The sequence below is a fragment of the Geitlerinema calcuttense NRMC-F 0142 genome (assembly GCF_030285425.1).
Window position 1 is genome coordinate 12,311 of sequence record NZ_JASVEJ010000002.1, and the last position, 12,967, is coordinate 25,277.

The window sequence follows — 12,967 nt, forward strand, 5'->3', positions numbered from 1 at the left end:
TTAAGTCCTTCTCGCTCTCATCCTACAGAAATGATTCGAGCCAGGAAGAATGCCCAGGTTGTGGCAATTCCTCCTAGGAGGTAGTGAGCCACCCCAACAGCCCGGCCTTGAATAATGCTCAATGCACGAGGCTGAATTGATGGAGCAACCTTTAATTTATTATGGGCCCAAACAATGGACTCGATCAGTTCTTGCCAGTAGCCGCGACCGCTGAACAGGAACATCAAGCTAAATGCCCAAACAAAGTGAGCGCCCAGGAACAGCAAGCCATAAGCAGACAATGCCGAACCGTAGGAAGTGATGACCTGAGAAGCTTGCGCCCACAGGAAGTCGCGCAGCCAGCCGTTAATGGTAATTGCGCTTTGGGCAAAATTACCCGCCGTGATATGGGATACCGTGCCATCGGGCGATACTGTTCCCCAGACATCTGACTGCATCTTCCAACTGAAGTGGAAAATTACAATCGATAAGCTGTTGTACATCCAGAACAGACCCAAGAAAACATGGTCCCAACCAGAGACTTGGCAAGTGCCGCCCCGACCTGGACCGTCGCAGGGGAAGCGGAAGCCTAAGCTAGCTTTATCGGGAATTAAGCGAGAGTTACGGGCAAACAGAACGCCCTTGAGCAGAATCAGAACGGTGACGTGAATGGTGAAGGCGTGGATGTGGTGGATCATGAAGTCCGCCGTACCCAGCGCGATCGGCATCATCGCCACTTTGCCGCCAATCGCTACAGCGCCGCCGCCAAACGCATAGCTAGCAGGTTCTAGCGCGTTGGGAGCCGTGTTACCGGGAGCGATCGCGTGGATATTTTGTACCCACTGGGCAAATACAGGTTGAAGTTGAATTGCGGTGTCGGAGAACATGTCCATCGGACGACCGAAAGCTCGCATCGTGTCGTTATGCACGTACAGACCGAAGCTGTGGAAGCCTAAGAACATGCAAACCCAGTTCAAATGGGAGATGATGGCATCCCGGTGACGAATCACGCGATCCAGCAAGTTGTTAACATTCTTGGCTGGGTCGTAATCGCGCACCATGAAGATTGCCCCATGAGCGCCTGCTCCAACGATTAGGAAGCCACCGATCCACACGTGGTGGGTGAACAGCGAAAGCTGAGTGGCATAATCCGTCGCGATGTACGGATAGGGAGGCATGGCGTACATGTGGTGAGCCACAATGATCGAGAGCGAACCCAACATCGCTAAGTTAATCGCGAGTTGTGCGTGCCAAGAAGTGGTCAGGATTTCATATAGACCCTTATGGCCTTCGCCCGTAAAGGGACCTTTGTGGTTTTCTAAGATGGTTTTGATGCTATGGCCGATGCCCCAGTTCGTGCGGTACATATGACCCGCAACGATGAATAGCACGGCTAATGCTAAGTGGTGGTGAGCGGTGTCAGACAACCACAGTCCACCTGTAACCGGATTCAAACCGCCTTTGAAGGTCAGGAAGTCGGTATAAGCGCCCCAGTTCCCGGTAAAGAAGGGAATAACGCCTTGGAAAAATCCCCAATTGACTTTGGGATACAGCTCGCTCATCAAGCTGGGATTGAGGATAAATTCTTGAGGCAGGGGGATGTCTTTGGGGGCAACACCTGCGTCGAGCAGCTTGTTGATGGGTAAAGACACGTGAATTTGGTGTCCGGCCCAGCCCAAGCAACCTAGACCTAAAAGTCCGGCGAGGTGGTGGTTCAGCATCGACTCCACATTCTGGAACCATTCCAGCTTGGGAGCGCGCTTGTGATAGTGGAACCAGCCAGCGAACAGCATCAATGCTGCCATGACGAGGCCGCCAATAGCAGTGCAGTACAGTTGGAAGCTGTTCGTGATGCCGGAAGCACGCCACAGTTGGAACAAACCAGAGGTGATTTGAATACCGTGGAAGCCGCCTCCAACGTCACCGTTGAGAATTTCTTGACCAAAAATTGGCCAGACGACCTGAGCGCTTGGCTTAATGTGAGTGGGATCGGTCAGCCAAGCTTCGTAATTGGAAAATTTAGCGCCGTGGAAGTATGCGCCACTCAGCCAGATAAAGATCACGGCTAAGTGACCGAAGTGAGCGCTGAATATCTTGCGGGAAACGTCTTCTAAGTCACTGGTGTGACTGTCAAAATCGTGGACAGTGGCGTGAAGGTTCCAAATCCAAGTTGTGGTTTTGGGCCCTCTGGCCAGGGTGCGGTCAAAGTGTCCGGGTTTTGCCCATCTTTCAAAAGAAGTGGGAACCGGGTCCTTATCCACAACAACCCTAGCTTTTCCCTCTTGTCCCTGTGGGGTAGTTGTCATTGAGACTCTCCTCTCATTAGACAAGCATCGTCTTTGGAGAAAGAACAAGGTTAAATCCACTTCACAGTTGCCTGACGGCCCGTGTTCTTGGGTTGAGGTTCTTGGCAAGTCGGTCTAGTAAAACTCAGTTGATGAGACCCAGATTTAGTTTTGTAACTTAAATAACGGGTGCGACCGCTGGCTTTAGAACCTCCGAACAAGGTTCATCTTGAGTCCCTTAATCGCGAAATTAAGGTTTTGGGATGAATTCCGTTGCAGTGGTGTTCTGTTTGTGAATTATAGGACTTGTCTCCCTTGCAATGAAAGGGGTTAACAATAATTCAAATTTGCCAAGCCAAGCCATAGCACGGTTTAGGAACCTGAAGGAGTTAAGACAAAAGTCAAGTATTTATTGATAAAGTTTACAAATCGACATAACAAGCCAATGTAAACACTGCCATTTGAAGGGAAATTGTCGGCAAAATCGACGGCGTAGATCGTTACAGGGAGCAGATAGAGTTTTCTCTGGTTCAAAGGTCTGGGATGATGATTCTTGAGAGCATTGGATAAGATACAGGCAGCATTGAGGAGTATATCGACGTGTTTGGTATCAATTGGCGATCGCGGACGATTCGACGACTGGGGTTATCCCTGTTGAGTGCGATGTTAATCTTGGGGACAGTCAGTTGTGGCGATCGCGCCGAGGCTCCCCCAGGACTTCCCCTGACCAGCAATTCAACCTCCCAAACCGCAAAAAACATTGCCGAGGTTTCCCCACCGGAAGTCATCCAGCAATTGCGACAAACCCTAGAGGTTTACCAACCCCAAGTCAAAATCCTCAGTCCCCAACTCAACGAAGTCCTCACCGACACCAGCGTCAGCGTCCGCTTGCAAGTCCAAGATTTACCCTTATTCAAAGATGAAAAATGGGGTCTAGGGCCGCACCTGCACGTCATTCTGGACAATCAACCCTACAAAGCGGTTTACGACACCAGCCAACCCCTAGTTTTTGAAGACTTATCACCCGGAACCCACACTATCCGAGCCTTTGCCTCGCGTCCGTGGCACGAAAGCTTCAAAAACGAAGGCGCTTACGCTCAAACCACCTTCCACATTTTTGCCAGAACTCAAGATAACGACCCAGAACTCAAAAAACCGCTACTCACCTATAGCCGTCCAGTCGGTACCTATGGCGCAGAACCCATCCTGCTCGACTACTATCTCACCAATGCCCCATTACACCTCGTTGCTCAAGAAAAACCCAACGACGACATCCTCGACTGGAAAATTCGCGCCACCGTCAACGGCGAAAGCTTCATCATCGACCAGTGGCAACCCCTTTACCTCAAAGGCTTCAAACCGGGTAAAAACTGGGTAGAACTCGAACTGCTCGACGAATTTGGCAACCCCATCGAAAACGAATTCAACAACACCGTCCGCCTCATCACCTACGAACCCAGAGGCAAAGACACCCTAGCCAAACTCACGCGCGGCGAACTATCAGCCAGCGAAGTTCGCAGTATCGTAGACCGCAGCTACACCGCACCTCCTTCTCCCGTCGTTCCCACCCCAGTTCCCACTCCCGAAGCCTTCCCAACCCTACCGGAGATTGTTGAGTCTCCAGAACCTGAAGTTCAACCCAGCGAGACACCTCAGCCTACAAGTTTCTTCAACCGTTTCCGCCAACCCAAATCAACTGCACCCACGGTTTTGCCTAGCCAACCCGAAGTTGCACCTAGCCTGCCAGAAGTGCTAGAAACCCCTTCACCGGAACCGGAAGTAGAACTCCCCTTACCGAAGTTCAACCAGCGAGACACCTCAGCCGACGGGTTTGTTTAACCGTTTCCGCCAACCCAAATCAACCGCACCTACGGTTTTGCCTAGCCAACCCGAAGTTGCGCCTAGCCTGCCAGAAGTGTTAGAAACCCCTTCACCGGAACCGGAAGTAGAACTCCCCTTACCTGAAGTTCAACCTAGCGAGACACCTCAGCCTGAAGCGACGCCAGCTTCAGAACCTAACCCACCGGGAAACTTTTTGAACCGGCTGCGACAAAAACGCGAGCAAAATAGACTTCTACCGACGCCTAGTGCTGCTCCAACTTTGCCGGAAATTGTCGAAACTCCAATAGCGGAACCTTCCCCAGAACCCAGCATTGAGGAATCTTTACCCATTCCCCAACCGGAGATAACCCCAGAAGCGGCTTCAACCCCCCTCCCGTTGATTCAACCAACGGCGTCGCCTAATATTCCCAGTCGCTATTTCCCCGCCTCACCAGAAGCCTCTCCAATGCCAGAATTGGAGGCTGAGGAACCTCAACCCGATAACTTGTAGGATAGGTGAAGCGATCGCAAAATCTATCCCATCTTTAACTAAGCCGGGTTTGAGTTTAAGTTAAGTTGCTCAGAATGAGCGATCGCCCTATTTCCTTGGGTAAAGATAGAATTAGCTTTACCCAATTTTTTGTTCGCTCAATCTCGGTCTAACTCTTGAAATAACAGCTTTCCAGTTATTTCAGCCAAACCGGGTTGAGATTTAACCTCAAAGGTCCTCTGACAAGCTTCGGGTAACTTTAACGCCTCAACGCACAATTGCGCGATATCCTCACGGCTCACCTGACCGCGTATGGTATCCCCTTGTTCAAACCGTAACGTTTGTCCTCCCGTTTCTTCGGTCAGCGCGCAAGGTCGAATAATGGTGTAGGGAAGGCTGCTTTGGCGAATCACCTCTTCCCCCCGTAACTTCCAAGTCAGCAGTCCGCCTAATTGGTCGTTCATCCGAACCGCCGGGGGTTCTTCTTCTAGGTTCAATCCGGGTTTTCCCGGTCGGGTGACTCCGGCCGAGCTAATGTGGATAAACCGAGGTGTAGTATTGCCCCCATAAGCTTTGATAGATTCAACATAAAGGGCGAATCCACCCGGATTGAAGTGGGGGTTAAGCGCGCCATCATATTCAAACTTACTGAGCATTAACTGAAAGGCATAAACCCGTTGGGTATCCAGCCTTGGTGTATCTCGGACAACCTTGGCGCGAAATACCGGAACCAAGTCTGTAAAGGGAATGCGAACCGTTATCCATTGATTGGCAACGGTATCAAAGGAATAACTATAACCAATTCCATCCCATTTATTTTCGCCGCGCAGAATGCACTTATAACGCTGTCCATCCCCTTTCAATCGCAATTCAATACCGCTAAACTGGCTTAAATCGAGGGGAGGGGTTAAATTTTTCGTTCTGACTGAAGCAAAACCCCCAGAGTTCGCGGTGGAAACGATACCGCTAAACAACGCACTGCCTTCAATTAAGCGAATTTCACTTTCGCTAACTCCCCCCATCACCACATCGTCAACGGCTCCCCACAGTTCGGCAATTTGGGCATTAGGGGATTTAAAATCAAAAATCATTTGCTGGTCTGCGGGAGGCAGACAGCGAATGGCTAAATTGACTAAATTCTGAATCCCCTGATATTCAACGGCTTCAGGACTATCGGCAACTTCGGGTAAATAGAATTTGATGCCTTGATAATATTTTTCGCGAGTGGGGGTATCCCCTTCTACGGGTTGCACGCGAGTACCCGTACAGCAAATAATGGCGATCGCATCTCGCATCAAAGCAGGCGTTAAGGTTTCCGGAATGGTCAGATCGGCTTCAAATAGTTCAACGCGATCGCCTAAAATAGTGCGGGCGCGGTTAGCATCCCTGACGAGAGCGCGAACGGCATAGTTTTGAGCCAATAAACGCTCAACCACGCGTTTTCCGACTCCCCCCGTGGCTCCTGCAACCACGATAACGCCCATGTTTTGACCTCCGGATGAAGAAGTAGGCTGGCGAGTTTGACCTTGCAGAATGCGCTTGAGGCAACCCATGAACGGCAGTGCCTCAAAGTCAACTAAGGTTTGGACAAATCTGCCAAAGTCCCATGTTTCTCGCGGATTACTAGACATATCTTTACACTGAATGGGTAGGCTGCTACCTTTCTAGTGTCCCAGAGCGATCGCCCGAAGCACTAACTCCCAAGTCAGACTTTAAAATAAAAAAGAGCGAGTTTTCCCCGCCCTAAGTAACCCCTAAATAATACCGACAGCAATGCTTAAAATCGTGCTAGATGGAGGATTGAGCGCGACGACGCAAGCCAAATAAACCCGCACTACCCACACCCAGAAGCGCTAAAGTCGCGGTGGGTTCGGGAACATCGGCGGCTGAAACGAGCCGTGCAGAGACGATAAAGTCGTTGAAGTCGCCTTCTCCCCGTTTATTCGCGCGTTCCCAGCCATCTTCCATACCGATAATCACGCTGCCATCAACCGTCAGCGTATTAAACTCTTGAGGCCCCTTCCAATTAGGTCCAGTGGTTAAGTAAGTGTGAGTTCCATCGTATTGAAACTTAGCCGCACTCGCATCAACAGTGTGATTGCTTCCCCAATAGGCCAGTTGATAGGTAATGCCCGCCGTAAACTTAAAGACGGCTTTGAACGGTTCGCTGAGAAACTCAGGGTTAACTGCAATATACTCAGGCGTCAGTTTCCAATCGTTAGCTTCCCCAGAACCTGGGTTGTATCCCCGCGTTTCGGAAAATAGGTCGAATTTTTGTCCGCTTAAAGTGTCAATAATCCCAAAGATAGATTTATATTTCCCGTGGGATTCCCAGAAAGTAAACTCAACTTCCGTATCTTGGTCAAAAATAATGCCAGAATTGCCGAAGTTGCTCGACGTTAAAGAAAGCGCCTCAGCAGGTGCAGCCATGCTCATCAGTGTAAGCGCAGCGGCAGTTGTGGTTAAACCAGCGAAAAGTTTAGCGTTCATAAATTAACCCATTCAGGTGATGTGGCATTAAGAAAAGTAAGGCTAAAGAAGCTAGGGGCTATTCTTTATTTTTAGAGAAGCTTTATATCGTAGCACTCTCGGCTTCTCCAGACACTATCCTATGCTTGCTTAATCGGAATATCCAACCGTTAAATCACTTATGCGTTGTGATACTCATCACCGTTGTCCGTAATTACCCTAAATTTTTGGCCAGATTGTAGCGAAGATAGCCTATTGAATCCGTATTTTCTGGAAAGGTCTGAGTCGATAGGGCACATCGTCCCATAAAAAAAGCGCTGCTTCTAGGAGAGTCCTAAAAACAGTCGCTTTCAGTCAATACCACTTCAGCTTGGATAAGACAAAAACGTTAAAGTTACCCAAAAATGCACTAACCTTCTTGGCTGCGACGGCGACGGGTTAAAGCACCGAATGCGCCTACACCGAACAATGCCAGCATGGTCGAGGGTTCGGGAACGTCAGCCGGGGGTTGATCGATTCGGGTTCCTGCAAGACCTCGAATCGCAATCACTACGTCATTAAAGTCGCGGTCAGAATTTTGGTTGTTACCACCTGTTGCACCCAGTTCGCCGAACAGGTCTTCAAAACCGAGGATGACCCAATCTTGGTATTGGTAAGCAATGATGTGTTGTAAACCATCGGGGTTCTTGCTGGGGTCAGCACCATAGCGCCAGTCAGAACCTTGCCAGGGAGAGAGGAGAAATTCTACCTTGGTGCCTGCGGCTTGTTTGCCTAAATTCCAGCCTTGGCCGAGTTGGAGTACGCCATCGTCTTCCGACAGAACGCTATCGCGAGAAGAAATTTCTTGAATCACTGTTTGTTCGGGGCCGCCATTAATTTTGGTAAATAGCGAGCCTCTCATGCCAGCGCCTTCGTTAATGAAAAAGACTTCTACCGGGTCGGCACCATTGGCGAATACCAACGACATGGGATCGAGTTTAAATGCACTGGTGTTTTGAAACTCAAGTCTTTCGGGTTGAACAAACTCCTGATTAAAGAAGCTCCATAAATCCGAAGGAAGAGGACTTGCAGTGGGGGAAAAAGCTTGAGCAGCACTAGCAGCTAAAACTCCAGCAAGGGTTGCTGCTGTACCGAGTAAACCGTTAAAGAAGTGACGCTTCATTTGAAAACCTCCAATAGAGCCAGAGTGTGTGAGAGTCAGCAGGTCAAGGAAGACTAAAAGATGACGAAATAAGAAATAGGCTGAAGCTATAGGGTTATGCTAATAAGCCAGTATTCATGAATTAACGAGTAATTGTCTACCGTTCTCTGCGTTCTTATTCAACTCTTTACAGACTCGAAACATCTATAAAGAGTTGACCTGTCCTGTTTTCTATTGTGCTGCCAAAAATAGGATGAAGCGATGATTTGGAAAGGGTTTTCGCGTGACTCATATCACAGTTTCAGTGAATACTCTTAAGCTTAAAAATAGCTAACCACTGAATTTCTTTAAGTATTTCTCTGGAAAAATATTATTCTTTTTCTAAGCAAATCAAAACCGTACTTTCCACAAACTTACCTCCTTGACCGATCCGAGATTGGGGGAAGTTGCGGAGCATTCCTGGTGATTTCACGCAAACAGGCCTCGGATCGGCGATCGCGATGGCTGCTCTGAGGGAGACTCAATTTGAGGAAGAAGATCGGCAGGGTTCAAAATGTAACGGATTGCAACGCTATAATTAAAGGCGACTAAATCTCAGAAATATTACAGAGCAAAATCAACACACACATGCGAGTTGCGATCGCCGGAGCGGGATTAGCTGGACTTGCCTGCGCGAAGTACCTAACGGACGCAGGTTATACCCCTATCGTTCTCGAACGTCGAGATGTCCTCGGTGGCAAAGTGGCTGCTTGGCAGGACGAAGACGGGGACTGGTACGAAACCGGGTTACACATCTTTTTCGGAGCCTATCCGAATATATTGCAGCTCTTCAAAGAGCTAGACATTGAAGATCGGCTGCAATGGAAAGAACACACCATGATCTTCAATCAGCCCGAAGTACCTGGAACCTACTCTCGCTTCGATTTTCCCGATATCCCTGCACCCTGGAATGGGATTGTAGCGATTTTGCGGAATAACGATATGCTGACCTGGCCCGAAAAAATTAAATTTGGTCTAGGTCTGATTCCAGCGATGATCCAAGGTCAGAACTACGTCGAACAAATGGATCGATATTCCTTCTCCGAGTGGCTGAAGCTGCAAAATGTGCCGCCGAGAGTGGAAAAAGAAGTCTTCATCGCCATGTCAAAGGCGCTGAACTTCATCGATCCGGATGAAATTTCTTCTACGGTCATCCTGACGGCTCTCAACCGCTTTCTCCAAGAGAAGAATGGCTCAAAAATGGCCTTCCTGGACGGTTCGCCAACGGAACGCTTGTGCCAACCCATCGTAGATTACATTACCGAACGCGGCGGGGAAGTCCGCCTGAATGCGCCGGTTAAAGAGTTTCTGCTTGATGAAGATGGCAAGGTTCGCGGTTTCCTAATGCGCGGTTTGGACGGACAGCCCGATGAAGTGCTGACGGCCGATCTCTACGTTTCGGCGATGCCTGTCGATCCGCTGAAGGTGATGCTTCCAGAACCTTGGCGACAACTGGATTACTTTAAGCAGTTGGATGGCTTAGAAGGCGTTCCGGTGATTAATCTCCACCTGTGGTTTGACCGAAAACTGACTGATATCGATCATCTGCTGTTTTCGCGATCGCCCTTACTCAGCGTTTACGCAGATATGAGCAATACCTGCAAAGCCTACGCTAACCCCGATCGCTCAATGCTAGAACTGGTACTCGCGCCAGCAAAAGATTGGATTAGCAAATCCGATAGCGAGATTGTTGAGGCGACTTTAGCAGAACTCGAACAACTGTTTCCCCAACATTTTAGCGGCGACGACCGGGCCAAATTGCTGAAATATCATGTGGTGAAAACACCGCGTTCGGTTTATAAAGCCACTCCCGGCCGCCAACAGCACCGTCCTTCCCAGACTACGCCGATTACTAATTTCTTTTTAACAGGCGATTACACCATGCAACGTTACCTGGCCAGTATGGAAGGGGCCGTACTTTCTGGTAAGCTGACAGCGCAGGCGATCGCGAACAGTAATCGACCTTCGGTGACAAATACTCAACCGATTGGCGTTGGCAGTTAGCTTTTGTCCTTCTGTCTGCGATTGGATATTTCCACTCTTACCGATTACTGACCTTAAGCAGATCGCGCTTTTGCTCATATACGAATGCTACAAATCTCTAAGTCCCCTTGCATGAGAAGCCTGACCTCAGTAGAGGACTCCTACGAACTCTGTCGTAAGATCACCGCCCAGTACGCGAAGACGTTTTATCTGGGAACTTTATTGATGCCAGAAGAAAAACGTCGCGCAATTTGGGCGATTTATGCGTGGTGTCGGCGTACGGACGAGTTAGTAGACGGAAAGGAAGCGGCCGGAACGACCCCCGAAACGCTCGATCGTTGGGAACAACAGCTAGAATCTGTATTTCGCGGCGATCCGGTTGATGATACCGATGTGGCGTTAGTCGATACGCTTTCTAGTTTTCCGTTGGATATTCAACCCTTTCGCGATATGGTGGCAGGTCAGCGTATGGATCTGTACCGCAGTCGCTATGAGACGTTTGAGGAACTTTACCTCTATTGCTATCGAGTGGCGGGTACGGTCGGTTTGATGTCTACGGCCGTGATGGGGGTGGATTGCTCCCGGAATACGGCTCCGTGGAATCAGGCGTGCGAACCCTACTTACCGATAGAGGAAGCGATCGCCCTGGGAATTGCCAACCAACTCACTAATATCCTGCGCGATGTGGGGGAAGATGCGCGACGAGGCCGCATCTATTTACCCCAAGCTGAGTTAGCGCTGTTTAACTATACCGAGCAGGATTTGATGAATGGGGTGGTAGACGAACGCTGGCGCGAGTTTATGAAGTTTCAGATTCAACGCGCTCGTAAGTTCTTTACCCAAGCGGAAAAGGGCGTCCGCTGGCTAATTCCCGACGCGCGCTGGCCGGTTTGGTCGGCGTTGATGCTGTACGCGCAAATTTTGGATGCCATTGAGCGCAACCAATACGATGTATTTACCCAACGCGCTTACGTCTCAACCTCTCGGAAGTTAGTGAGTTTGCCCGTTGCCTATTTGCGATCGCAAGTCTTGTAGTGGGGGTTGGCTCCCCTTTCTTCCTTTTCCCGACATAGCACCATGCAGCTTGAATTCGTTCCGGTTGAAGAGTTTTATTTTGCCTTGACGCTGGCGGTAAAGCCGCTGGAAGAAATCGATCGTCCGGGTTTAGTCGAGCAAGTGCGATCGCGCCTGCACGCCGAACTCGGACAGCCTTCTACAGTGGCAGCAGCGGCTCATAATACGTTTAATTATGTGTTTCGCGTCCCGGATGTGGAAAATACCCCCGCCCCCCGGTTAATTGTCTCAGTTTTGGATTGGCACGATAAACTTCGCATCAGTAGCGATTATGGCTGGGCTTTAGATGCCGAACGCAAGCCAACGCGCACCCTTTTGTTTGAACAGCGTGCGGATTTTGCTCAGGTTTTGCGATCGCATTTACAAGATTGGTGGCAAATTCCCCTAATTCAGTAAGGAGCTACTCTGGAATGGAGAGTAACTCCTGCAAGCGGCGTTAAGCGTTTTTCGCAGACCACCGCCGACGATACCAACTGAGTCCAAATAAAGCACCTAAGCCCAGTAAGGCACCCGTTGAACTAGATTCCGGGATTTTGACCTCTGCTTCTGTGGTGCCCACAGCACTGAGGGCAAAATCGCTATTTTCAAATCCTGTGGGGATATTCCCATCGGCATCGGTATTTAAAACAGGAGTTAGACTAAATCCGGAGATCGATGAATCGCTGAAAGGATTGAGAATGCGATAGGAACCCCCGCGACCCACCAGAGAAGGCGAGAGGTTGACAACGCTTCCCCCCAGACTCCATACCGCAGAAGTATCGCCCGTAATGGTCAGCGTCCCCACGCCTGCATCCGATGTCACCTGGGCGATTTCAAAGACTTCATCTTCGTAAACCCCAGGTTGATACATAAAGCTTAAGTCGAGAAACTCTAAAACCGAAGAACGCGCAAAGTCAACGCGCAGAATTTCCCCGATGTCAATTTCACCGCGAGAAGGGTCGCGACCTAAATTTTGAGCATCGTCAGCAACGCCCAAACCTTGAACGCCACCAATGGTTTTGGTGGTAATTTCTTTGTTGTCGGGTTGGGCCGTTAGCGTAAAGAAGTCATTGACTAAACAGGTGTTCTGGCCCACGCAAAATTCTGCATCAGCAGCCGTGAAAGACGCTGCGATCGCATTCGGGGCAGTCGTTGCTAACCATCCCCCCGTCAAGAGACCAAACCAAAGGGCAGTCTGTTTGAGATTCAAGGAAGTTAACTCCTATTGACTCGAAACAACAAGCGCCATTATGTCAAAGCTTTTTAAGTTTTTCATCCTCTATTTGAAAGAGAATTTAGTTATTTTTTGATGACATCAAGGTCATTCTTGTAAAAAATAAAACCTGAGATTTTTTGGCGCTTTCGTTCAAATTACCCAGATCTTATAAAAATCCAGATCTTTTTTATACTGGAAATTGAAAGTAAAATCTTATCCCAATGCCTTGATACTGCCCCAATTCATCCGTTCTGTAAATTCTGAATTCAAAACTTTAACAAACCTGCGGTATCCCCTACGCCCCTGTCATTCCTAAGATATCAGTAGCGAAAGTTGTGTGTTGCAAAAAACATTTACCGTAAGATTAGCGATATAGGATTTTCATATTCAAAATCAAAATAAAAAAGCGCGATCGCAATCAAATCTAGATGCGACAAAAACAGCTTCCGTATCCATTTAAGCTTGAAAATCCCCGTCCCGAACCGAAAACA

10 protein-coding genes are annotated in these 12,967 nt (G+C 49.1%); 5 read left to right on the forward strand and 5 right to left on the reverse strand.

What is annotated here, in order from left to right:
- Positions 1–17: 17 nt before the first annotated feature.
- Complete coding sequence (psaA, locus tag QQ055_RS00400; RefSeq protein WP_069968873.1) at positions 18–2,285, reverse strand: photosystem I core protein PsaA; 2,268 nt, start codon at positions 2,283–2,285, stop codon at positions 18–20.
- 579 nt (positions 2,286–2,864) lie between these two features.
- Here psaA and QQ055_RS00405 point away from each other — a divergent pair.
- Together QQ055_RS00405 and QQ055_RS00410 are read left to right on the forward strand one after the other, a co-directional pair.
- Positions 2,865–4,103, forward strand: coding sequence for a hypothetical protein (locus QQ055_RS00405; RefSeq protein WP_286004049.1), 1,239 nt, complete (start codon positions 2,865–2,867; stop codon positions 4,101–4,103).
- Positions 4,096–4,596 carry a hypothetical protein gene (locus QQ055_RS00410; RefSeq protein ID WP_286004050.1) on the forward strand — a complete coding sequence of 167 codons (501 nt, stop codon included), beginning with the start codon at positions 4,096–4,098 and terminating at the stop codon, positions 4,594–4,596. Before QQ055_RS00405 ends, QQ055_RS00410 begins: the two co-directional genes overlap by 8 nt.
- A gap of 137 nt (positions 4,597–4,733) precedes the next feature.
- Here the strand turns inward: QQ055_RS00410 and QQ055_RS00415 are convergent, their stop codons facing one another.
- From QQ055_RS00415 to QQ055_RS00425, 3 genes are all read right to left on the reverse strand, one after another.
- Positions 4,734–6,206 carry a CIA30 family protein gene (locus QQ055_RS00415; protein WP_286004051.1) on the reverse strand — a complete coding sequence of 491 codons (1,473 nt, stop codon included), beginning with the start codon at positions 6,204–6,206 and terminating at the stop codon, positions 4,734–4,736.
- 157 nt (positions 6,207–6,363) lie between these two features.
- Entirely contained in the window at positions 6,364–7,065 is a 702-nt protein-coding gene (locus QQ055_RS00420; RefSeq protein ID WP_284476846.1) for a PEP-CTERM sorting domain-containing protein, read from the reverse strand.
- Positions 7,066–7,453: 388 nt separating this feature from the next.
- Positions 7,454–8,206 (reverse strand): PEP-CTERM sorting domain-containing protein, encoded by a 753-nt coding sequence (locus QQ055_RS00425; protein WP_284476845.1) that lies wholly within the window; start codon positions 8,204–8,206, stop codon positions 7,454–7,456.
- Between the two features lie 606 nt (positions 8,207–8,812).
- Between QQ055_RS00425 and pds the strand changes: the two genes are divergently transcribed.
- The 3 genes from pds (at position 8,813) to QQ055_RS00440 (ending at position 11,677) form a co-directional block, all read left to right on the forward strand.
- Positions 8,813–10,228, forward strand: coding sequence for a 15-cis-phytoene desaturase (gene pds, locus QQ055_RS00430; RefSeq protein ID WP_283359075.1), 1,416 nt, complete (start codon positions 8,813–8,815; stop codon positions 10,226–10,228).
- 84 nt (positions 10,229–10,312) lie between these two features.
- Positions 10,313–11,242, forward strand: coding sequence for a 15-cis-phytoene synthase CrtB (crtB, locus tag QQ055_RS00435; protein ID WP_283359074.1), 930 nt, complete (start codon positions 10,313–10,315; stop codon positions 11,240–11,242).
- 42 nt (positions 11,243–11,284) lie between these two features.
- Positions 11,285–11,677 (forward strand): hypothetical protein, encoded by a 393-nt coding sequence (locus tag QQ055_RS00440; RefSeq protein ID WP_069968880.1) that lies wholly within the window; start codon positions 11,285–11,287, stop codon positions 11,675–11,677.
- Between the two features lie 40 nt (positions 11,678–11,717).
- Here the strand turns inward: QQ055_RS00440 and QQ055_RS00445 are convergent, their stop codons facing one another.
- The gene (locus QQ055_RS00445) at positions 11,718–12,470 is read right to left on the reverse strand and encodes a hypothetical protein (RefSeq protein WP_284476844.1); all 753 of its coding nucleotides are present in this window, start codon (positions 12,468–12,470) and stop codon (positions 11,718–11,720) included.
- Between the last annotated feature and the right edge of the window lie 497 nt (positions 12,471–12,967).